Origin of the sequence: Christensenella hongkongensis (genome assembly GCF_000981035.1) — a bacterium.
Classification (GTDB): domain Bacteria; phylum Bacillota; class Clostridia; order Christensenellales; family Christensenellaceae; genus Christensenella; species Christensenella hongkongensis.
The window spans coordinates 17,001-39,662 of sequence record NZ_LAYJ01000105.1; the positions used below are offsets into that span (position 1 = coordinate 17,001).

At 47.6% G+C, this 22,662-nt stretch carries 28 protein-coding genes; all 28 read left to right on the plus strand.

Annotation, left to right across the window (positions count from 1 at the left end; translation table 11 throughout):
• The first annotated feature begins 20 nt into the window (after window positions 1-20).
• The 28 genes from CHK_RS09510 (at window position 21) to CHK_RS15755 (ending at window position 22,120) form a co-directional block, all read left to right on the plus strand.
• A complete protein-coding gene (locus CHK_RS09510) occupies window positions 21-974 on the plus strand; it encodes a chemotaxis protein CheV (protein WP_046443826.1) in 954 nt (317 codons plus the stop codon).
• Between the two features lie 107 nt (window positions 975-1,081).
• Window positions 1,082-1,489 carry a flagellar basal body rod protein FlgB gene (gene flgB, locus CHK_RS09515; protein WP_052740494.1) on the plus strand — a complete coding sequence of 136 codons (408 nt, stop codon included), beginning with the start codon at window positions 1,082-1,084 and terminating at the stop codon, window positions 1,487-1,489.
• Between the two features lie 23 nt (window positions 1,490-1,512).
• A complete protein-coding gene (gene flgC, locus CHK_RS09520; RefSeq protein ID WP_046443828.1) occupies window positions 1,513-1,950 on the plus strand; it encodes a flagellar basal body rod protein FlgC in 438 nt (145 codons plus the stop codon).
• A 26-nt stretch (window positions 1,951-1,976) separates the two neighbouring features.
• Window positions 1,977-2,273 carry a flagellar hook-basal body complex protein FliE gene (fliE, locus tag CHK_RS09525; protein ID WP_046443829.1) on the plus strand — a complete coding sequence of 99 codons (297 nt, stop codon included), beginning with the start codon at window positions 1,977-1,979 and terminating at the stop codon, window positions 2,271-2,273.
• Between the two features lie 15 nt (window positions 2,274-2,288).
• Window positions 2,289-2,924, plus strand: coding sequence for a flagellar biosynthetic protein FliO (locus tag CHK_RS09530; RefSeq protein WP_046443830.1), 636 nt, complete (start codon window positions 2,289-2,291; stop codon window positions 2,922-2,924).
• Between the two features lie 26 nt (window positions 2,925-2,950).
• Window positions 2,951-3,709, plus strand: coding sequence for a flagellar type III secretion system pore protein FliP (gene fliP / locus CHK_RS09535; RefSeq protein ID WP_046443831.1), 759 nt, complete (start codon window positions 2,951-2,953; stop codon window positions 3,707-3,709).
• Window positions 3,710-3,787: 78 nt separating this feature from the next.
• Complete coding sequence (fliQ, locus tag CHK_RS09540; RefSeq protein ID WP_082103498.1) at window positions 3,788-4,054, plus strand: flagellar biosynthesis protein FliQ; 267 nt, start codon at window positions 3,788-3,790, stop codon at window positions 4,052-4,054.
• 11 nt (window positions 4,055-4,065) lie between these two features.
• Window positions 4,066-4,863, plus strand: a complete 798-nt coding sequence (gene fliR / locus CHK_RS09545; RefSeq protein WP_052740495.1) for a flagellar biosynthetic protein FliR — start codon at window positions 4,066-4,068, stop codon at window positions 4,861-4,863.
• A 5-nt stretch (window positions 4,864-4,868) separates the two neighbouring features.
• A complete protein-coding gene (flhB, locus tag CHK_RS09550) occupies window positions 4,869-5,942 on the plus strand; it encodes a flagellar biosynthesis protein FlhB (RefSeq protein ID WP_046443833.1) in 1,074 nt (357 codons plus the stop codon).
• 66 nt (window positions 5,943-6,008) lie between these two features.
• Entirely contained in the window at window positions 6,009-8,063 is a 2,055-nt protein-coding gene (gene flhA / locus CHK_RS09555) for a flagellar biosynthesis protein FlhA (RefSeq protein WP_046443834.1), read from the plus strand.
• A gap of 76 nt (window positions 8,064-8,139) precedes the next feature.
• Window positions 8,140-9,315: a flagellar biosynthesis protein FlhF gene (gene flhF, locus CHK_RS09560; protein ID WP_046443835.1), complete on the plus strand. Its 1,176-nt coding sequence runs from the start codon at window positions 8,140-8,142 to the stop codon at window positions 9,313-9,315.
• Window position 9,316: 1 nt separating this feature from the next.
• The gene (locus CHK_RS09565) at window positions 9,317-10,189 is read left to right on the plus strand and encodes an AAA family ATPase (protein ID WP_046443836.1); all 873 of its coding nucleotides are present in this window, start codon (window positions 9,317-9,319) and stop codon (window positions 10,187-10,189) included.
• Window positions 10,190-10,193: 4 nt separating this feature from the next.
• Window positions 10,194-10,844 carry a PilZ domain-containing protein gene (locus CHK_RS09570; protein WP_046443837.1) on the plus strand — a complete coding sequence of 217 codons (651 nt, stop codon included), beginning with the start codon at window positions 10,194-10,196 and terminating at the stop codon, window positions 10,842-10,844.
• Between the two features lie 30 nt (window positions 10,845-10,874).
• Entirely contained in the window at window positions 10,875-11,648 is a 774-nt protein-coding gene (locus tag CHK_RS09575) for a sigma-70 family RNA polymerase sigma factor (RefSeq protein WP_052740502.1), read from the plus strand.
• An 11-nt stretch (window positions 11,649-11,659) separates the two neighbouring features.
• Window positions 11,660-13,402: a FapA family protein gene (locus tag CHK_RS09580; protein WP_046443838.1), complete on the plus strand. Its 1,743-nt coding sequence runs from the start codon at window positions 11,660-11,662 to the stop codon at window positions 13,400-13,402.
• Entirely contained in the window at window positions 13,399-13,725 is a 327-nt protein-coding gene (locus CHK_RS09585; protein WP_046443839.1) for a hypothetical protein, read from the plus strand. Before CHK_RS09580 ends, CHK_RS09585 begins: the two co-directional genes overlap by 4 nt.
• A gap of 14 nt (window positions 13,726-13,739) precedes the next feature.
• Window positions 13,740-14,243: a hypothetical protein gene (locus tag CHK_RS09590; protein ID WP_046443840.1), complete on the plus strand. Its 504-nt coding sequence runs from the start codon at window positions 13,740-13,742 to the stop codon at window positions 14,241-14,243.
• Window positions 14,244-14,347: 104 nt separating this feature from the next.
• On the plus strand, window positions 14,348-15,103 hold the full coding sequence (flgF, locus tag CHK_RS09595) for a flagellar basal-body rod protein FlgF (RefSeq protein WP_046443841.1): 756 nt from the start codon (window positions 14,348-14,350) through the stop codon (window positions 15,101-15,103).
• A gap of 13 nt (window positions 15,104-15,116) precedes the next feature.
• Window positions 15,117-15,881 (plus strand): flagellar hook-basal body protein, encoded by a 765-nt coding sequence (locus CHK_RS09600; protein WP_046443842.1) that lies wholly within the window; start codon window positions 15,117-15,119, stop codon window positions 15,879-15,881.
• Between the two features lie 77 nt (window positions 15,882-15,958).
• Complete coding sequence (locus CHK_RS09605) at window positions 15,959-16,330, plus strand: MerR family transcriptional regulator (RefSeq protein ID WP_160295630.1); 372 nt, start codon at window positions 15,959-15,961, stop codon at window positions 16,328-16,330.
• Window positions 16,331-16,342: 12 nt separating this feature from the next.
• Window positions 16,343-16,657 (plus strand): flagellar biosynthesis anti-sigma factor FlgM, encoded by a 315-nt coding sequence (locus CHK_RS09610; protein ID WP_046443844.1) that lies wholly within the window; start codon window positions 16,343-16,345, stop codon window positions 16,655-16,657.
• On the plus strand, window positions 16,650-17,144 hold the full coding sequence (locus CHK_RS09615) for a flagellar protein FlgN (protein ID WP_046443845.1): 495 nt from the start codon (window positions 16,650-16,652) through the stop codon (window positions 17,142-17,144). Before CHK_RS09610 ends, CHK_RS09615 begins: the two co-directional genes overlap by 8 nt.
• Window positions 17,145-17,154: 10 nt before the next feature.
• Window positions 17,155-18,702, plus strand: a complete 1,548-nt coding sequence (gene flgK / locus CHK_RS09620) for a flagellar hook-associated protein FlgK (protein WP_046443846.1) — start codon at window positions 17,155-17,157, stop codon at window positions 18,700-18,702.
• 13 nt (window positions 18,703-18,715) lie between these two features.
• Entirely contained in the window at window positions 18,716-20,290 is a 1,575-nt protein-coding gene (gene flgL / locus CHK_RS09625) for a flagellar hook-associated protein FlgL (protein WP_046443847.1), read from the plus strand.
• A gap of 29 nt (window positions 20,291-20,319) precedes the next feature.
• On the plus strand, window positions 20,320-20,922 hold the full coding sequence (locus tag CHK_RS09630; RefSeq protein WP_046443848.1) for a DUF6470 family protein: 603 nt from the start codon (window positions 20,320-20,322) through the stop codon (window positions 20,920-20,922).
• 15 nt (window positions 20,923-20,937) lie between these two features.
• Window positions 20,938-21,426, plus strand: a complete 489-nt coding sequence (gene fliW, locus CHK_RS09635) for a flagellar assembly protein FliW (RefSeq protein ID WP_052740496.1) — start codon at window positions 20,938-20,940, stop codon at window positions 21,424-21,426.
• Window positions 21,398-21,640: a carbon storage regulator CsrA gene (gene csrA / locus CHK_RS09640; protein ID WP_046443849.1), complete on the plus strand. Its 243-nt coding sequence runs from the start codon at window positions 21,398-21,400 to the stop codon at window positions 21,638-21,640. Before fliW ends, csrA begins: the two co-directional genes overlap by 29 nt.
• Before the next feature lie 66 nt (window positions 21,641-21,706).
• Window positions 21,707-22,120, plus strand: a complete 414-nt coding sequence (locus CHK_RS15755) for an RrF2 family transcriptional regulator (RefSeq protein ID WP_052740497.1) — start codon at window positions 21,707-21,709, stop codon at window positions 22,118-22,120.
• Window positions 22,121-22,662 lie beyond the last annotated feature (542 nt).

Here is a 22,662-nt window from a genome sequence, read left to right on the forward strand (position 1 = left end):
AAGGGAAGCGGTAAGGGGCTATGGATGAAAATGGTGCAAAGCAGGGAATCCTGCTGGAATCCGGGACAAATGAAATAGAAATCATGGAATTTACGATCGCCGGCAATACCTTTGGGATCAACGTGGCAAAGATCAAAGAGATCATGATGCCTTCACCAGTCAAAAAAATGCCGCATGTACATCCGGCGGTTGAGGGAGTATTTAAGCCGAGGGACATAGTGATTACTGTGATAGACCTTCCGGCATACCTCGATATGGACGAGGAACACGATAAGGATAAGGACTTATTCATTATAACCAATTTCAACATGATGAATATTGCGTTCCGCGTACATACAGTAGAAGGAATTGACAGAATTTCGTGGAAGGACGTCGATAAGCCTGATAAAACGATCTATGGCGGTATGGAAGGAATTGTGACCGGACTTGCACAATACGGCGGGAGGCTGATCTCTGTACTTGATTTCGAAAAGATTGTGGCAGATATCGCGCCGGAGACGGGCATTCAGTTATCGGAGATCGATAAGCTCGGCGAGCGTATGAGGGACGAGAGGCCGATTTTAATCGCGGAGGATTCGTCGCTGCTCGCGGCAATGATAACAGAAGCGCTCCACAAAGCGGGCTATACCAATACGGAACGCTGCGACAACGGGCAGGAAGCATGGGATTACCTGTGTAAAGTGAAAAAATCCTGTGAAAATGGAGCGCCTGTTTTGGAGCGTGTCGCGTGCCTCATAACGGATATCGAGATGCCAAGAATGGATGGGCATCACCTGACAAGGCTTGTGAAGGAAGACGCCATTTTGAAAAAAATACCGGTCATCATTTTTTCTTCGCTTGTCAATGACGAAATGCGTATTAAGTGCAAAGAGGTCGGGGCTGACGAACAGCTCTCCAAACCGGAAATCGGTCATTTGGTTTCGGTGGTCGACCATCTTTTGGCCGAATGCGAAAAGGCGGACGAAAACGTTTGACAGAAAATTTGAAATCGGATATACTTGGTATAGTATGATATAATATTGCAATAGCTATATGCTTTTTTAAGCGGGGATATTGTTTTGCGGGAAGGATGACTGTAAATATGAATATTTTTGATGGAGTCAATTCGCTGCAACAGGGTGTCGCAGCTTCGTGGAAACGTAATTCTGTGATACTGGATAATGTGGCAAATAATGACACGCCGGATTTTAAGGCTTCCCATGTGGAATTTGAGTCGCTGTACAAAGAAGCGCTGCAATCCGAAGAAGAAGGCGGGTTCCGGCATACAAGGACGCGCGATACCCACCGTACGATTGGCGCGGGAGATTCTTCGAATGTGCAGGCCGCTGTTGTTAAAAATGCGGACACAACCTACCGCATGGACGGCAATAATGTGGATATCGATCAGGAAATGGCTGATTTTGCAAAAAATGTGATTTATTATAACACGCTTTTAAATAAGGTGAACGGGCAGTTTAACCAGCTGCGTACGGCAATTAAGGGACAATAGGTTTTTGACGGGGAGGTAGGAACATGGCTTTTTTACAGTCAATGGACATTACGGCTTCGGCGCTTACCGCGCAAAGGCTGCGTATGGATGTTGTCGCGGAAAATGTGGCAAACATCAACACAACGCGCACTGCGAACGGACAGCCCTACAGAAGGCGTTATGTGGTATTTCAGCAGAAGGAGGAAACGCCGTTTTCAGCACAGCTCAACAATTCGCTTTCCGGTACTGCGGGGAGCGGAGTCCGGGTTACGGAAATTGCGGAGGATCCATCCGAATTCAAGCTGGATTATAATCCGACGCATCCGGATGCGGATGAATTTGGATATGTGCGTATGCCCAATGTGGAGCTTGCGCGCGAAATGGTGGACATGATGTCTGCGACGAGGTCTTACGAGGCCAATATTACCGTTATGAACTCAACGAAGAGCATGGCAATGTCCGCGCTTGATATTGGGAAATAACAGACGATTTACGGGGGTATCGATTCATGAATATCACTTCTATTGCCTCGCCGGCAGAATTATATCAGGCTGCGGCAGGCCAAAAGACAGAAAACAGGCAGGGGGCTTCATTCAGCGATATGCTGACAAACGCCATAGCCCAAACCGATCAGCTCAATCAAACCGCACAAAGCGACACACAGGCGCTGCTTGCAGGCGAAGTGGACGACATTGCAGGCGTAATGATCAACAGCAATAAAGCGGGAATCGCGCTTGATATGGTCGTGCAGGTACGCAATAAGGTGCTTGACGCATATAACGAAGTTATGCGGATGCAGCTATAGCGGGGATCAAAAAACGTGGTAGAAGAAAAGACAGTCGAACTGGCTAAGGGGATCGATTTCCAGAATATACTGGTTATGATCGTCTATTTAGTGTTGATCTTGCTCGCCGCTTATTTCCTGACAAAATTTGTTGCGAAACGCTCTATGCGCAAGGGAATGAAAAAGGAGCCGGGCAAGTCGGGGCCGGGTATAAAGCGCCAGGAGCTGGGGCATTTGGTGAGTGTTGCAGACCGGATTGCGATTGACAGGGATAAAACGGTTATGGTGGTCGAATTCCAGGGGAAATATTATCTTCTGAGTACAACGGCGCAGGAAATCAAGTGTATCGACAAAGTGCCGATCCAAACGGAAGAAGAGCTGGAAAAAACGCCGCCGGAACCGCAAGCCGGTCAGGAAGAGCAAACGCTTGAAAATGCAGCTGGAAGCGGGGAAGCGCCGGTAGCTTCGGCGCCCGTGCGGCCGGAGAACTTTTGGAGGCGGTTTTGCAAAAGTTTCCGGATTGTTGCGTCGGGCTATTTCCAAAAGGCAGGCAGAAACAAAGAACAGCAAAGGATGTTTGACGCACAGCTTAAAGAAATGATGGCTGAAAAGAAGACGCAGCCGGATGCTCAGGACGATAATCAGGACAAAGGACATTTGGGTAAGGAATGATCGCCGGCGGCGAGGGGTATTGTTGATTGAAAAAGAAGGTAGTTTTACTCACCGTTATTATAATTGTGGCAGTGGTTTTGTTATGCGGCTGTGCAGATACGACGGGCGACGGCACGGGGGCGGACAGCGGATCTGATCCGCTTACACAACTCGTGGGGAGCCGTTCCACGGCGTTGCAGCTTGTGGGATTGCTTACGATTCTCAGTATAGCACCCGCGATTTTGTTGATGGTGACAGGGTTTACCCGAATCATCATTGTACTTTCGTTTACAAGAAATGCGCTTGGGTTGCAGCAGATGCCGCCCAATCAGGTATTGGTTGCTCTTGCGCTTTTCCTGACGTTTTTTGTGATGGCCCCGGTATTTACGCAGGTAAAAACCGAGGCGATCGATCCGTATGTGGCGCAGGAAATCACATTTGAAGAGGCTGTCGACGCGGCGGAGGAACCGATCCGTGATTTCATGCTGCATCAGACCTATAAGCCGGACCTTGAAATGTTTATGGAATTTTCCGATACGTCGGATGTGCAGAACCTTGACGAGGTGCCGACTACAACGATCATTCCGGCATTTATCACGAGCGAGCTGAAACGCGGATTCCAGATTGGATTCTTTATCTATATTCCATTTATTGTGATAGATATGGTCGTATCCAGTACGCTGATGGCGATGGGCATGATGATGCTTCCGCCAATCGTTATTTCGCTGCCTTTTAAGGTGCTGCTGTTTATATTGGTGGACGGCTGGTCGCTCACGATGCAGTCGCTGCTTACAACGTTCACATAGTTGGCCTGAGAGGGGAAGAAATACGAAGACAGGCCGATATTGGCAGTGAGGCCAGGCTAAGACAAGGAAGTGATTATCATCGATCAGGCGACAATTATAAAAGTAATGCAGGATGCAATCAGCACAGTGCTCACAGTGGCGCTGCCGCCTATTTTGATCGGGCTTGTAATCGGCATCATTATATCGATTTTCCAGGCTGCAACGCAGATTAATGAACAGACGCTTACCTTTGTGCCGAAGATTATCGGCATACTGCTGGCAGTGCTCATTTTTGGCGGGTTGATGCTGAACAATCTGACTGAATTTACGGATCGTATTTATGGTTACATCGTAACGGTGGCGTAAAGGCGGTTGCGATGGATTTTTTTACGGTGTTTGCGCAAAATTGGGATTTTTATCTGTTGCTTTTCCTGCGGGTGTCCGGACTGATTTTTTCCTCGCCGATTTTTGGCAGGAGGAATATCCCAAACGTTGTAAAAATAGGGTACTGTATCTGCATATCGCTTTTGTTTTTACAGTCGATACCGCAGATTTCAGAGCAGATGCAGGCATTTGATTATCACGATGACACGCTCATCTACATTTTTTTGTGCATCAAGGAGCTGCTGTTCGGCGTGATATTGGGATATGTGCTCAACCTGTTTTTCAACCTGACGTTTACGGCGGGACAGCTCATCGATATGCAGATGGGGTTTGGCATGGTCAACGTGTTTGATGTGCAGAACAATATCAGTATACCGATGGTGGGAAATTTCCTGAACATACTGATGCTGCTCGTGTTTTTCGCAACAAGAGGGTATGAGCGGCTGCTGAAGATTATGTATCTGTCCATCGAGAAGATACCGATCGGACAGGTAAGCTTTAACGCAAATATTGGCTGGGTGGCTCTGGAGCTGTTCATTCAGGCGTTCCTGCTTGCGGTGATCGTCGCGATGCCGATTATTGCATCCGGGCTGCTCGGAGAGGCGTGCTTTGGGATACTGATGCGCATGGTGCCTCAGATGAACGCATTTTCGATCGGCATACCGGTAAAGATCGTTTTGGGGTTTCTGGTGCTGTTTGCAATGATTCCGGTTTATGTGGCCTTTATGCCGCAGGTGTTTGACCAGATGTTTGCAGGGCTCGAACAAATGTTCGCGGCACTGACGGGTTAGGGAAAATGGCAGATAACAACAGCAGCGGGGAAAGAACCGAAAGCGCAACCCCAAAAAAGAGGCAAGACGCAAGAGAACGCGGACAGGTTTTAAAAAGCACGGAAATCGTGATGACGGGTACCCTGCTTATTATGTTTGGCGCGCTTAAGCTGCTGATGCCTGTGATTGCCCAGGGGCTTATTAATTTTTCCGGAAGCTTTTTTTCCGGACAATATATACAGGACGAGGTTACGACAGAGAGCATTATCCCCGTGATGCAGACGATGATCTACGGTTTTTTGCAGATCATGCTGCCAATACTTGCGGTGGCGCTTCTCGCGGCGGTTGTAGTAAACGTAGTGCAGACAGGCTTTTTATTCAGCACCAAGGCGCTGGAGCCGAAGATGAGCAGGCTTAATTTCTTTGAGGGGATCAAACGTGTGTTTTCCACACGCACGTTGTTTGAACTGATTAAATCGATCCTGAAGGTTGTGGTGATCGGCGTCATCATTTATTTGCAGATAGAGGGCAATATGCCTGCGTTTGCAACCATGATGAGTACAAACATCGAGGCCAACATACTGAAAATCGCTGATATGATCATCAGCGCGGCATTTAATATAATGCTTTTCCTTGCTGCGATTGCCCTGATGGATTTTATGTTCCAGAGGTGGCGGTATGAAAAGGACCTGCGGATGTCCAAATACGAGGTCAAGATGGAAATGAAGCAGCAGGAAGGCGATCCGCAGATCAAAGGGAAAATACGCCAGAAACAGCGCCAGATGGCGATGATGCGTATGATGCAGGACGTTCCGGATGCGGACGTGGTGATTACAAATCCGACGCAATATGCGGTAGCGCTGAAATACGATGATGCAAAATACAGCGCTCCGATTATCCTTGCAAAGGGCAAGGACAATGTGGCGGCAAAAATCAAAGAGATCGCAAAGGAAAATTCCGTGGAGCTGGTGGAAAACAAACCGCTCGCACGAAGCCTGTACGCGACCTGCGAGGTGGGCGACATGATACCGGTGGAACTGTACCAGGTCGTAGCGGAGATACTCGCTCAGGTTTACAAGGCAAAAAACAAAAACAGGTAAGTAATCCTCCGCTTTCAGGCGGAAGATTCAGATAAGTTTGGGAGATAAAGGGTAAACGAGGTCAGGATGAAAATAAAGGACGCCGGAATTGCATTTGTTGTTTTAATCGTAGTATTGCTGATCATAATTCCACTGCCGCCGGTGTTGCTGGACGTGCTTTTGGTCGTTAATATATCGACGTCCCTGCTTGTGCTTCTGATGACGCTTTACGTCCATGAAGCGCTTGATTTTGCCGGGTTCCCGTCACTGTTGTTGATTTTGACACTGTTCCGTTTGGGCCTCAACATCGCTTCTACGCGGCTGATCCTGGGGAATGGGGGAAACGCAGGCTCAGTAATCGAGGCGTTTGGGAGCTTCGCAACGGGCGGGAACCTGGTTGTAGGGATTATTATATTCCTGATTATTATCGTAATACAGTTTGTGGTCATTACAAAAGGCGCAGAGCGCGTGGCTGAGGTGTCCGCACGGTTTACGCTGGATGCAATGCCCGGAAAGCAGATGGCAATCGACGCAGACCTGAATTCAGGATTGATTAATGAACAGCAGGCAAGGGAACGCCGTGAAAAAATTTCAAATGAAGCGGATTTTTACGGTGCGATGGACGGTTCGAGTAAATTTGTAAAGGGCGACGCCGTGGTTGGCATCCTCGTAACGGTGATCAATATCGTCGGCGGACTCATCATAGGCTCTATGAACGGGGATGGAGCGCCGTTTGACGAGATTTTACAGACATATACGATTGCAACGATTGGCGATGGACTCGTCAGCCAGATACCGGCGCTGATGGTATCGACGGCGACCGGAATTATCGTGACGCGCGCTGCGTCGCAGAGCAATCTGGGCCGTGACCTCATCAACCAGCTGACAAGGCAGCCCTATGTATTTATTATGCTCGGGATCATGCTGATTTTTATCAGCCTGATTCCAGGACTGCCAAAGCCGCCGATTTTCATAGTGGCAGGGCTTGTACTGGTCATTGGGATCGTACTGCTGCGTGCGAACAAAAAGCCTGAGCAGCAGGCGCAGGAAGAAGATAAGGCGCTTGCCGCCGCGCGTGAAAAACGCAAGCCGGAAAATGTAACCGCATTGCTTCAGGTGGAGCTGATAGGGATTGAAATGGGATACGGACTGGTTCCGCTTGTGGACACAAGCCAGGGCGGGGATCTTTTAGAGCGTGTGGTGATGATACGCAGGCAATGCGCGATCGATCTTGGAATTATCGTGCCGGTTATCCGTATCAGGGACAATATACAGCTTAGCACCAATGAATACGTGATTAAAATCAAGGGTGTGGAGGTCGCCAAGGGAGAGGTAATGCTCGACCATGTACTGGCGCTCAGCACCAATGATGTAAAGGGAAAATTACAGGGGATTGATACGGTGGAGCCGACCTTTGGTTTACCTGCCGTGTGGATACCGGAAAGCGAACGGGAAAAGGCAGAGCTTTTGGGATATACGACTGTAGACGCGCCCTCTGTGATTGCTACGCATCTTACAGAAACAATTAAGCGCCACTGCTTCGAGCTTTTGACGCGCCAGCAGGTGCAGACGCTCGTTGATAATCTCAAAACAACGCAGCCCGCCCTTGTCGATGAAACGGTGCCAAAACTGTTTTCGCTTGGCGAAATTCAAAAGATACTTGCAAACCTGCTTCGGGAAAACATACCCATTCGGGATATGGGAACGATACTCGAAACGCTTGCCGATTGCGGCGCTGTGGTGCGCGATATCGACCTGTTGACAGAATACGTGCGCAAGAGCCTGTACCGTACGATCTCCAAACGCTTTGTGCCGGACGACAAGGCGCGCGTGATTACGCTCGATCCGTCGCTTGAAAAGCTGATTGCCGATAAGACCAAGCAGACGGAACAGGGGACTTATGTTGCGCTTACGCAGGGAGAAATTCAAAAGATTTTCAGCAGCCTGAAGGCTGTCATTGAAAAGATGAATCAAATGGGTATTACGCCTATCGTGCTGACCTCGCCTCTGGTGCGCAGGCAGTTTAAAAACGTGACGAGCCAGATGATACCTGATCTGATTGTGCTTTCCTATAACGAGCTTGACAATAATGTCGAGGTTTTCTCGGATGGTGTGATCAGCATCACCCCCGATCAGCAATGAGCGGTCGGATCGAATATACAGTAGAGGCACGTGTGGCCGGAATTGCTGACCGGAAGTGGAAAGGGTTTGTGCAGAAATGAAATTAAAAAAGTTTTACGTGGAAAACATGTCGGAGGCAATGAAGGTTCTGAAGGACGAAATCGGACCGGATGCGGTGATTTTGAGCAGCAAGCAGGTTCGAAAGAAAAAAGGGCCTCTGGGGATTTTTTCTAAAAAAGTATTCGAAGTGGTTGCGGGTTACGAAGACGAAGCGGTAAAACAGGAAAGGTACAAAGCGCCTCCGGCTGCACCGGCCTTCCAGCCGATGCGAAGCGATGTGCAAAACGCTTACGCTGCCTCTGCCGCCGCTGCACAACCGCATAATACAGGGAAAGCTCCCGATGCGGAGGGGCTTTCGGACAGCATTGGAGAGCTGCGGAGCCTGATCGGCAAACTGAGCGAAAAGGTGGATATGCAGCAGCAGCCTGCGGACAGGCGTTTTTCCAAAGACGTCATGGAAGTTTACCGCAAACTTACGGCAGGCGATGTAGATACGGAAACGGCAGAAGAATTATGTGCTGAAATTGAGAGCGTCTGCAGCAAACGCAGCGCGTCTGCAACAGATGTTGCAAAATCCCTGCTCGAGGAGATGCTCGGAAAACCACATACGGTTGAATGCACAAAATTCAAGCAGAAGACGGTTTTATTTGCGGGGCCGACGGGTGTTGGCAAAACAACAACGCTCGTTAAGCTCGCTTATATGCTCGTTTATGATAAAAAGTTAAACGTGGGGATCATAAACGCGGATGTATTCCGCGTCGCGGCACAGGAGCATTTGAATGCTTACTGCGAAATACTGAAAACGGATTGCATTACGATTTACAGTCCGGAGGAAATCAAGGATGCGCTTGAAGCCATGAAAGACAAGGATATTGTACTCATCGATACGGCGGGTAAGGTTTCGGACGATAAGGAGTATCGGCTTGATATCGCTAAGCTTGTACAGCTTGGCAGGATCGATGATATTTATATCACGTTGAGCATGTCTACAGCCCAGCGCGTGCTCAGCTCGACGATTGCCAATTATTCTTTTCTCAAGCAATACAGTATTATTGCGACCAAAACGGACGAACTGCCCACAAAAGGTCCGCTTGTAAGCGTTGCAAAGATCAGTGGTATGCCGCTTTCCTATCTAACATGCGGCCAGAATGTACCGGATGACATCAAAGTTGTATCCGCCAAAGAGATCATTACGTCGATTTTGGAGAACTGAGATGAGTAAACAGGCAGAACATCTTCAGGAAAGAGTGGACGCGGCCTCGAAGAAAGTTGGAGAACCGGCGGACAAAAAAGCAAAATTATTTTGCGTTACGAGCGGAAAGGGCGGAGTTGGAAAAACAAGTTTTTCTGTGAATTTTGCGCTGGCGCTTGCGGAATATGGGAAAAAATCGGTAATCATCGATGCTGATTTTGGGTTTTCAAATGGCAATATCATGCTCGGGAAAAATTCACAGTATAGTCTGGAACACGTAATCAGCGGCGAAAAAACGCTGGAAGACGTAATCGAAGAGTGTTTTCCGGGAGTTTGGTATATTTCCGGAGGCTCCGGGGTTGCAGAGCTATTGGCCCTCAAAGAAGAGCAAATGGAAAAAATTATGGCACAGCTCATGGGGCTGGAACAGGAAATGGATTATATTCTGTTTGATACGGGGGCAGGGCTGAATCCAAATATCCTGCGGATGATCAGCGCGAGCGATGAAACGATACTGGTGATTACGCCGGAACCGACCTCGATAATCGACAGCTATGTAATTTTGAAAACAGCCCTCGAGGAGAATGAACAATGTAAAATCAGCGCGCTCATCAACCGGGCGCCGGAACAGAATGCACAGCTTACGTTTTCCAACTTCTCAGCGGTTGTGAAAAAGCATCTTGATTACGATGTGCGCATGATCGGCTTTCTTCCCGAGGACACAAGGATGTCGCAGTCAATTTCCGCAATGGTTCCATACATCATACAATACCCGAAAAGCACGGTATCCATGCAGTTGCGGAAAATCGCGGAGGAGATTGCGTTCCAGGAAATAAAGGAGCCGCCACGGGGCCTTAAAGGTTTTTTCAGCAGATTAATCAGGCGGAGCAGGTGAGAAGATGACAGAAAAAACGATGCAGCCAAAATTCGGAGACCTATTGTATATTGAAGTTCCGGAAGAAAATATCATTAAAACGCATATTGAGTTTGTAGAAGGAAACGATATTTGGGTACAAGAGATAGCGAGCGAACTGAGGCAGATAAACAATCATAAAAAGCGTTTTGACGTACGCTGCGTGAGACGTAAGGATATTTGTTCGTTTCGTGTTCAGTTGTTGGGGAGCGAGTGGATTGAAGATATCTGGACGACGCATCTTGGGATTATTTCGCCGATCATGGAGGATGACCGCAGGGAAGCCTACCGCCTGCAAAAGCTGTTCGACGTTTTGTTGAAGAGGATTGTTGATGGAAGTGAAGAAGAGGAGGCGTGGCAGTGCCAGGGTACGGACATTTCCGATATCGGCCTTGGCTTCACATGCAGCGTAAAAAACCGTTATCGCTATAAAGTGGGAACGATATTGGGATGCCGGTTTCGGCTTGGCGATACGGAATATGACCTTCGCGCAAAGGTTGCGCGCGTCATAGACGGAGGAGATGAACGAAACAGGCTTATCCGCGTGGGCGTGCATTTTATTGACCTGGACGATGCGCGCATAGGCAAAAGCCTGAGGCAGTATATATACCGCCAGCAGGTAAAAGGGCGCAAGTAAGTAAGAGACGCGTAATTGGAGGGAAAGCTTTTGACGGATACGGCGGGCGAAAAAGTGAAGGTTTTATGGGACCGCTATTTCCAGGATCCCTGCGTTGAAAACAAAAATGCGCTTCTGGTACACTACTTGTATCTGGTAAAGGCGATTGTGCTTCGTATGATGCCGGTGTATAAGCACCAGAACGATTATGACGACCTGCTCAGTAACGGCGTAATCGGCCTGATGGATGCGATCGACAAATTTGACCCGCAAAAGAACGCAAAGTTTGAGACTTACGCAAGTAAACGCATCCGGGGAGAAATACTTGATTATATGCGCCGGCAGGACTGGATATCGACGACGATGCGGGCAAAGATCAAAAAGGTACGGGATGCTGTGACAGAGCTTACAATGAAGCTGGAGCGCGAACCGCATGACCAGGAGCTTGCAGATTACCTTGGGTTCAGTGTAAAGCAGGTTCGCAGCACGCTTAAAGAAGAATATATCTACAATATTATCTCTTTTGAAAGCGTTATTATTGCAGGAACCGGCACGGACGAACCTTTTCGCGTGATCGATACGATCCATGATGAAAATCAGGACAATTTACCGGAAAAAAGGCTGGAAAAGCAAGAACTGAGCGAGGTACTGGAAGAGATTATCGGGCAACTCCCGGAACAGGAGAAGCTTGTGCTCGACCTGTATTACAGACAGGAGCTGCTTCCAAAGGAAATTGCAGAAATTTTACAGGTGACGAAATCGAGAATATCACAGATCCATACCAAAGCAATCAATACCATCCGTAAAAAGCTGGCGAAATATTAGGGGGGATTTTTATGTCGTTATTCCAGAAAAGAAAACCGGAACAGGAGCCCGTTGTTTGTGAAGTATCTGCGACGCCTGAGGAACGCGAAGAACAGGCGCAGCCGGAGATGGATACAAAGCAGGATAGAAAAGAGGGTTTGTTTTCACTTGCTTATGAAGAAGAAGGCGTATATTTTATCATTGAGCCTGCTGAAAATGGAGATACCGTGGTCGCGCCGGATAAGGTTGCGGATTACCTGAAAAGAAAAGAAGTGGAAGGCGCTGATATGGCGCTTGTTGCGGCACTCATTAAAAAGGGTGCTGCATGCCGTGAAAAAATAGCGGAACCACAGAAGGAGAAAAAGCTTGACGAAGAGATCAGCATAGAGCTTTCCGGCGACAGGATGCAGGCTTTTCTGACGCTTCATGCGGGAGAAGAAGGCGGAAAAACAATGTCGCTTGAGGAAGTGCTTGATCAGATGGGCCGCATTTATAAAGTGAAGGCGGGAGTGGATGAGGAACAGATTGCCTTTATGCTTGAAGGAAAAATGTACGGGCAGAAAATTTTGGTTGCAAAGGGAAAACCGGCGGTGGATGGTGAGAATGGAAAATTGACTTTTCATTTCTCGATGGATGATTTTCTGAAAGTCGATGAAGAACGGGAAGACAGAATAGACTTTCGCAATGTCATGAAATTCGAAAAAACAGAGGAAAAACAGGTTCTCGTGTCAAGGAGCTTCGCTACGCCGGGTTCCGATGGTTATGATGTGCTTGGAATGAGACTACCCGCAAAATGCGGAAAAGACGTTTCTCTGCCGGCGGGGAAAAACGTGCTCATATCGGAGGATAAAAGCCAGCTGACCGCAAAAATCAGCGGCAAAGCCAGCTATATTGGGGGCAAGGTTTCTGTGCTCCCGCATGTTAAGATTAGCGGCGATGTGGATATGTCGGTGGGAAACATAGACTTTGACGGCGATGTTGTGATAGGCGGGAATGTGAAATCCGGATTTGTTGTAAAAAGCAGCGGTAGTATTACCGTTCAGGGAATCGTAGAAGCGGCAACGCTTGTAAGCGGCGGGGATATCGTGATAAAAGGCGGCGTGAGCGGCGCGAGCAAAGGAAGGCTTGAAGCGGAAAACGATGTTGTGACTTCATACATGGAACGCTCAGAAGTAAGCGCTGGAGGGAACGTGATCTCGGGCTCCGTACTGCATTGCCGCGTGGTATGCGAGGGCGCGGCAAATGTAGTGCTTGGCAAGGGAGCATTGATTGGAGGGTATACCAGCGCAGGGAAACATATCGCTGCAAAAACGATCGGTACGGAGGCGGGAATTGAGACCGTATTGGAGGTGGGCGCTCTGCCGAAGAAACGCCAGAGGCTAAAGGAGCTTGAAGCCGAGCTTAAGGCCGTTTCCGCCAAGATAGACAGGCTGGAGCTCGCGCTGCAACAGGCACAGAAAAACACCTCGCAGGAGGCTGGGAAAGCCCGGCTTGACGTTGTTATCAGGATTTCGCAAATGAAAAAGCAGCAGGAAGCAATGAAGACGGAAGCGGAAGAACTAAGTGGACTCATGGCGGGCGCGGGCGGTGGATGTGTCCATGTGCTTGGCAGGATTTATCCGGGAGTGAAAATACATATTGGTTCTGTAACGATGCCTGTTTCGATTGAAAACCAGTACGTGACCTATAGCAGGATCGGCCCTGATATCACATCTGCGCCCTGCCGGTTCGATCCGCAGACAGATCCAACCGTAAAAAGGGGGAACAAACGATGATTAAGGGGATTGATGCGCAGATTATGATACAAAAATCTGTCGATTATGCCAAACAGGTTTCAGATCATGTGAACCGCGCGGAGCAGGGAAAGGATTTCATGACGCAGATGGAGCAGGCAAAGATTGCGCGGGATGCGGAGACCGTAAATAAGACGGACGAAGCGGAGCAGGGACGTATCAGAAGAGAAAAAGAAAGCGGCAGCGGGGGCCAGGAACCGGAGCAACGCGAGGCACGGGAAGAGGAAACGTCCGCAGACGACATTGGAAACACACTGACGGAAAAAGAAAAAATGCTGGGATCGGAGATCGACATCAATATTTAGGAGCGAAAGTTTTTATGGGAGCGGAATATTATATATTTGCATTGTTCGTATTCTGCCTTGCACTGATCATTGTTTTTCTGGTGCTGAAGGGCAGAAAGAAAAACAGGACGGAGGACGACGGCGCACTGGAAGAAAAAAAACAGGAAATCATGCTTGCGATGTTTGAAGCGGAGCAGTTACTTGCCGAGCTCAAGGACTATGTAAAAAACAGCGAGGAAAAAATATCATTGCAGCTTCGTCGTATGGAAATGGATATACAGGCATTTGAACTTGCAAAAGAAAAGGATTCTATGTTGAGGCGGCAACCTGTAGCTGAATTTAAAACAGCTGATCCGGAAGAAAAAACGCTGTCGCAGGAGAATGTGAAAGCCCAGAACGGAAAAGAGCTTTATCAAGAGGCGGAACAGATGAGGCGCAGCGGTATGAACGTCGCGCAGATCGCCCGGACGCTTCATATATCCGCAGGCGAAACAAATTTGATTCTGAAGATGGCGGGAGAGGCAAAAACCACTTCTTAACGCAATATAGCACGCTAAATTGATTAAAATGCGAAAATTACTAAAAAAAAATAAAAAAGCAACGATATATACATAGAGTAATAGGAAGATTAGGAGATCATAAGATGATTAGAAGCTTTTATATTGCCGGAACAGGAATGCTGACGCAACGTTCCAAGATGGATGTGGTCATAAATAATATTACAAATTCGGATACGACCGGTTATAAAAAGGATCAGGTGGTAACCCGTTCCTTTGAGGATATGCTGCTGGACCGGCTCAACGATCCTTCTATATTATCGCAGACTCGAGTAGGCGGCCAAAATACCGGAATTTATGTAGATGAGCTGTCGGTTGATTTTTCGCAGGGGCCGATGCAAACGACTGAGCAGCAGACCGATCTTGCGATTTCGGGAGATGGTTTTTTCTGTGTGCGTACGCCACAGGGAGTGCGGTATACGCGCAGCGGAAATTTTCAGGTTGACCTGAATGGCAATTTGTTAACGCAGGAAGGCTATAATGTGTTAGGACAGAACGGCGCGCCAATCAACGTTGGCACAGGGGAATTCAAGGTGACGCAGGATGGCGGCGTTTATGTGAACGGTCAGGCTGTCGGGCGGCTACAAATCGTGCAATTTGCCGACAACACAGTACTGCGAAAAGCGGGAGACAACCTGTATTATCCCTATAACGGCGCACAGCCTGCGGTGATGCAGAACCCAACGGTAGCGCAGGGGATGCTGGAAGGCTCAAACCTTGATATCGGGCGCGAAATGGCGGAGATGCTGATGACAAACAGGGTCTATGAAAGCAATCAGCGTATTTTGCAGATGGCGGACGACTCGCTTTCCAAGACAGTAAACGATATCGGAAGATTTTAGGGGTGAATAGATTATGATGCAGGGAACATACACGGCGGCGCTTGGCATCGCTTCGCAGCAAAAAAGGCTGGATACCATTGCCAACAATATTGCGAATATCGATACGAACGGATATAAGACCAGCAGAACCGATTTTAAGGATGCGCTTTATTACAATATGTCAAGGGTAGAACAGCCGCAGGATACCAACAATATGCGAAAAGGCGTTGGAACGCTTGTCTCCGGGATCAGCAGGATTTATACGCCGGGCGCGTATAAGGAAACGGGCATGGAAACGGACTGCTATATTAACGGAGAAGGATTTTTCATGGTACAGTCGCAGGACGGGCAGGTATATTATACACGCGATGGAAATTTTGCGAAAAGCTCGCAGGCGGATGGAGAATACCTTGTGAACGGAAACGGCTATTATGTCCTTGGCAGGGACGGTCAGAGGATACGTCTCGAGGGAACCAAGCTTGAAATATCGCCCGAGGGGAATATTTCGGCGGGAAACGGGGCAGAACCCTACGCTGCGCTTGGGCTTGTAACGTTTCCAAATCAAAAAGGACTGACTGCTGCATCGGGAAACCTGTTTACCGCTTCTGCAGCTTCAGGACAACCGCAGGCAGCCGGAGAGGAAACAACCGTGATCCAGAAGGCGCTTGAAGGTTCTAACGTCAATCTGGCGGAAGAGTTCTCCAGCATGATTCGCGCTACGCGTGCGCTACAATTATCTTCACGGGCGCTTTCCATGGCAGATCAGATGGATGGTACGGCAAACTCAATCAGGAGATAGAGCTTACAAGCCAGGAGTGAATAAATATGGTAAATAATTTCAGGACGTGTAAATATTGCGGAACTATTTTCCAATATATGGGCAATGCCTTTTGCCCCAAATGCCTGAGGGAGATGGATGAAAAATTTTCAATCGTTAAAAATTTCCTGTACGAAAACCCGGGCGCTTCCGTCGCCCAAATTTCAGAAGATACTGAGATCGATGAAAAAATGATTCTTTATTTTCTGCGGGAAGGGCGTCTGGAGATGATCACGCCGGACGGCTCGCTCGTGTGTGAAAAATGCGGGGCGCCAATTACAAGCGGACGCCTATGCAATCATTGCAGGAGCTCGCTTACAAGTATACTGGATAAAGCGCTTCCACCAAAAACTGCGGTGCAAAAGAGTGAAAAAAACAATGTGGGACGCAAGGTAAGAGATAAGCTCCATGTGGACGTAACAAAAAAGTAAGGAGAAACACAAATGAAAATTGATGCGACAACGTCGGTTTACGCAGTAGAACGTTACCGCGCAATTACCAATAAGAATAGTATTCAGGCTGAAATGCCGGAGCAGCGGGACGAAATACAGATTTCAGACGACGCAGCTTCGTTTTCTGAGGCGTTTCAGGTGGCGCGGGAAACCTTAAATACCAGACTGGAAACTTCGGATACACAGCGGATCGGCATGATTCGCCAGTCGATTGAGGATGGAAGCTACCAGATCAAAACAAGCGAGCTGGCAAACAGGATTTTGGCGAATTATAACGTTGTGAAAGAGGATGCAGCCAATGGTTGAAAGGTTGGTTGGAGCACTCGACCAACTGAGTGCGCTTTATGAAAAGATGCTGGAGCTTTCCACGAGGAAAAATGAGTGCATTGTAAAAAGCGACGTACAGGCAGTCGGCGATATTGTGAAAGAAGAATGGCTGCTTTTGAGCGAGATTGGCAAGGCGGAGGAAGAACGCGCACGGGTTGTATGCGAAATCGACGCCGGCGTGGTGGCGGGCACTGAAAATATTACCGTACAGAATGTAATCGACGCTGCGCAGGGAGAAGAGAAAAAACGCCTGTCTGCCGTGGTGGATCGGCTGAAAGCATTGATCGATATGCAAAAAAAACTGAATGCGGAAAGCCGGGCGCTCATCGAGCTGCAATTACAATATGTAGATTTTATGATCAATACTTTTTTGAAGGAACCACAGGTGAGCAATATCTATGGAAATTCAGGAATTGTAGAAGAGACGGAAACGGAACACAAGGGAATTATCGATAATCAGGTGTGAGGAGCAATAAATGAGATCAACTTTTTATGGCTTGGAAATAGCGAAAACAGGACTCTTTATCAGTCAGAACCAGCTTGACGTAACCGGACATAATATTTCGAACGTGGATACGCCGGGATATACGCGCCAGCGCCTTGCAACCTCTGCAATACCGGCAGGCTCACAGAACGCCTATATTGCGGTGGACAAAAGGGGAACCTCGGGGAGAGGCGTTGAGACCATCTGCGTGGAGCAGTTGCGTAATCCGTTTCTCGATTATCAGTACAGAAACGAGAATTCCACGACAACAAAATGGCAGACCAAGGAACAATATTTTGAATATGTGGAGGCGCTCTTTAATAACGAGCTTGACAGCATAGAGACCTCATCCGGTATTTCCGCTATTTTTTCTGAATTCTACAACAGCCTGCATGAGCTTGAAAAAGCGCCTGCAGACCAGGGCGTCAGAAAGAATGTCCAGCAGAGCGCAATCAAGATGACGCAAAGCATGAATACCTATTACGACCGTTTGATCGATCAGCAGAATACGCTCAATGAAAGCGTGCGAATTACAACAAATGAGATCAACGATATCGCGAAATCAATCGCATCGCTCAATGAGCAGATTTATGGATACGAGCTTTCAGGCGCGAAGGCAAACGACCTGAGGGATCAGAGGAATACCCTTCTGGATACGCTTTCAGGGCTTATTAACATTGAAACTTCCGAAGATATCAACGGACAGCTTATCGTTCAGGTAAACGGCCGGAACCTTGTACGCCATGCAAGCTATAAACAGTTTGCTGTCGCAGAGAACAAGCCGAATCCGGTGGACGGCGGGGAGACGATGCTTTATGGCGTTTACTGGGCGGACCAGAATGGAAATCCGACGACAAGCGAGGTAGATCCGCAAAACGGCGCGTTGAAAGGATATCTTGATATCCGCGATGGAAATACAAAAGACAATGTTGGTATTCCGTACGTTATGCAGCAGCTAAACGCACTATGCCAGAAAATAACGGATGATTTCAACTCGGTGCATGAAAAAGGATATACAACGCCCAACGGCGCGGAAACGGACAGCCGGACGGGAATCAAATTTTTTGCACAGGAATACAATGCAGATGGAACAAAGGTTGCCGTTACTGCAAAAAATTTCAGGATCAGCGACGATATTATGAACGACGTATTCAATATCGCGGCGTCGGATATGCCTGTATCTACAGGCGGCGACAATGAACAAAAGGGCAACGGGAAAATTGCGCTGCAAATGTGTGAACTGATATCAAAGCAAAACAGTTCAGGGAACGCCGATAATGTTGACAGCGCTTACCGGCAATTCCTTTCGGAAATCAGCATAGCGCTCGAGCATATGCACGATACGGCGGACGCGCAATCGATTATGAAGTCGCATCTTTCCCTGCAACGGCAGTCGATCAGTAATGTTTCGCTCGATGAAGAAATGACGAACGTCGTGCGTTACGGGCACGCGTATAATGCGGCTTCCCGGCTGATTTCCGCGATAGATGAGGAGCTCGACAACCTGATCAACAAAATGGGCCTTGTAGGCAGGGCGTAGGAGGAAAACTGATATGAGAATAACCAATTCCATGATGATCGATAATTTATTGAGAAATCTCAACGGGAACCTCACCCGTGTCAACAAATACAGTTCGCAGCTTTCCAGCAACCGCAGGATTGTGAACCTGTCGGACGATCCGATCGGGGTGATGAACAGCATGAATGCACGCCAGCAGATCAGGAGGCTGAACCAATACCGCAGCAATGTAACAACGGCGCGCAGCTGGGCGCAGCAGGCGGAATCTTCCGTATATGAAATGCAGCAGACCGTCGTTAAGATGAAAGAGCTCATGGTCGACGCGATGGGCACGAAGACGGAATCGGACAAAAAGAATTTTGCCACGCAGATCAGGGAATTGACCGAGCATTTGCTGCAAACATGTAACTCCACTGTAGGGGATAAATATATTTTTTCCGGATTCAACAGCACAAAAGCAGGGTTTGAGGCAGTTCGAGACGAAAATGGAAATTTAACAAACGTACTTTACAATGGTCTCGACCTTACTAAAACCGGTGCGGATGCAGTCACGGGGAAACGTATTGAAAATTCTACGAACGCAACAAATTACCAGTGGTCGGGAGAGCTTGCAAACCCGCAGAAATATACAATCAGCGTAGGTGCGACGGACGCTACGGGTACGAAAGTAATTTTTACGGATGCGGCGGGAAATACCGTAACCAAGACTGTAACGGATGCAGATGCAGCCGCCGGAACCATCGATCTTGGGGATTTTGGAACGGTTACGTGGAAAAATGAGGCAACAGCGCCCAATTCGGAAGAGATTGCAAACGCGATTGCGTCGGCGGGCAGCGTGACTACGCCTGCGGCAGCCGTAATGGGCCCTAAGGCCGAGCAGGCGATCAATGATAACGGACTACGATGGACTGGCGCATTGAACGACTCAACGCAAAAGTATAGCATTGAGGTAAATGGCGATACGCTTGTTTTTAAAAATTCCTATGGCAGCCAGGTTGCTACGCATCAGGTGAGCGCGGCGGATGTGGCGAATGGATTTATCGATCTCTCGGCACAGGGCCTTGGCCGTGTGGAGTGGGATACGGCGCCGGCGCCGGATGCTGCAGATCCGGCGGATACGCAGGAGCAGGCACTTGCGCGGATGATCGGCTCGGCAGAATTTGTAACGTCACAGCTGGGTGAGGAGTCCACGCAGGATGTTGAATTTGAGATTGGATTCAATATGAATTTTGACGTAACCTTTACAGGAATCGATATCGTGGGGACTGGTGAAAATAATATGTTCAGTATACTAACCCAGATGACAGCAGACCTTGAAGCAGGTAAATCAAATGATGAACTGACGAAATACCTGACAAAACTGACGGGAATACAGGACCGGTTTGTATCCACGCTTGTGGAATCGGGCGTACGTACCGTGAAGCTCGATACGATGGTAAACCGGTATTCCATGGATGCGATCAATTATGAGTCAATCCGCTCTGATGTGGAAGATATCGACCAGGCTGAAACGATTATGAATTATAAGTATTGCCAGTCAATTTTTGAGCAGGCGCTTGCAAGCGGCGCACAAATTATACAACCAACACTGATGGACTTTTTGAGATAATGATATAAAGAGGGAAAGAAGGAGCGCATATGAAAACGTTGAATATCCAGAGCACAAGGCCTACGCTGGATATTACATCGACAAAAGCCGAATTGCAGATCGTTAACAAGATGAGACGATTTCGAACGGAGACAGTACGCCCTGAAATGCGTGTTGTCCGCCAGGCTCCTACAATGAAAGTAAACTGGAAAAAGGTCTGGTCGGACAGGGGATTTCGTTCACCGGATAATTTCCGGCAATATACGCAACAGTATGCAAAACAGCTTGTCGGAGAGGCGATCAGCAATATTCGGGCACATGGCGACTATTTCATGAATCTGAAAGGATATAGGGGCAGTGACAGAAATCCTGTGGGGGAATGGGCGTTGCAACAGATGCTCGATAACACGCAGGATATTACGATGGCGCAGCCAATCGATCCGCCGGAGGTCGAATGGGATCCGGGATATGTAAAGGTTGAGTGGACGCAGGGCGACGTAAGAATCGAATGGGATGACGATTTCATGCCGGAATTTACCGTTACGCCTTATTCCGTTGAAATCAGACTGGAAGGCAGGGCAGAAGTAAAGATTACGGTCAATGAAGACCGGATTGCCTCCAATCATGGGAAAAAAGTAGATAAAAAAATTTGACAGGGGAGTAACGAAGTGGAGATCAAGTCGGCAAGATTTGGAGAAGTAGAAATCAGCGAGCATAGCGTTATCACATTTCCGACAGGGATACCGGGCTTAAAGGATTTGACAAGGTTTGCCATCATAAGGTGCGACCAGACTGAGCCGATCCAGTGGCTGCAGAGCATGACGGATGAAACGGTATCAATTCCAATCATCAATCCGTTTATTATTAAGCCTGATTATGAAATCGAGGTGAATGACGAAGAGCTGGATCTGATAAAAACACATGATGAAGAGGAGCTTGTAGTACTCAATATTATGGTGCTGCCGGAAGAACTGCCAAAGATGACGGTAAACCTCATGGCTCCATTGCTCATCAATATCAAGGAAATGCTGGGGATACAGGTTTTGATGGATTATAAGCCAATGCCGATCAGCTATCCCGCCTTTGACCTGTTGATGGAATACTATAAAAAGAAGGAGGCGGACGACAATGCTGGTGCTGACAAGAAAAGCGAATGAGGCAATATTGATTGGCGACGACATCAAGATAACTGTGTTAAGCTCGGAAGCGGATCGTGTAAAGATTGGAATCGAGGCACCGAAAAGCTTGCGCGTCTACCGCTATGAAACACTGAAAAAAGTGGTGCTGGAGAATCAAACGGCTGCCAATGTAAATGTAAACCTGGTAGAGCTGGCCAATTTAAAGACACAGGTAGAGAAAAGCAAAGAATAGATGCGCTATGGTGGGTGTGTCAGACAGGGCGGCGGCATGGATGCTGCCGTGTGATGGAGGACAAGGATGAAATTTCAGGTTAGAACAGTATATGCGTTACGCGTACTCGGATATTTTTATAAGAACAACAACTCGTTATCCAAAGCGGTGGATATTTCAAACAGGTTAAATATACCTTATATGTTTTTGATGAAAACGATCGGGATCATGAAGGAAGCCGGCTTTATTCGTTCAATCCAGGGTTGTAACGGAGGGTATATGATGGCGCTTCATTCGGATGAGATTAACGTATATGAGGTGGTAAAAGCGCTTGAAGGTGATTTTTCGCTGTTTCAGCAGATGGGAGAAAAAATACAGGAAGGCGAGATCGAGATTAAGCGTTTCTTTGACGAAATACAGGAACAGATGGTTGGAGTCCTCAAAGATATGACGATCAAGAAGTTGTATGAAAGTAAGAGTGTGGAGCAAAAAGCGATCTGATTGACGTAAATGACTTCCCGTAAAAATAAAGTAAGTATCATGGTAAATGAAAAAACGGCGCAGGCTTGCAGTTGCGCTGTTTTTTCATTTAAGCGGCGGGGACGAAACTGCGTTTATCAAATCAGGCTTTTCGGAACATGTTTGCGATGGAAACGTGAAAAATATTCATCGTCGCTATCGAAAGGCATGACGAAGGGAATGTTTGTTTTAAAAGAAGTTACCCGCCTTTTTGATTCGTATTTGTGCTTGAATTTTTTTTGAATCCAAAATTCTTACAAAATAATCAATGAAAAATTTTTATAAATTGTCCGGCTTTTTAAAAAATTTTAATGATTTAACAATTATTCGTTCGAGATAAAAACGGAATTGCTATTATTTTTTTACAAAAAAGTGACATTAGTATTATGTTTTGATAAAATGCAATGAAAATAATCGTAGAAATTTTCATTAAATCAGCCTAAAAAAGAGTTGTCTTTTTCCCGAAAAGATTTTATACTTCATACAACAGTCAAAGTAAATTTTACCCATGAGAAAAACTACAG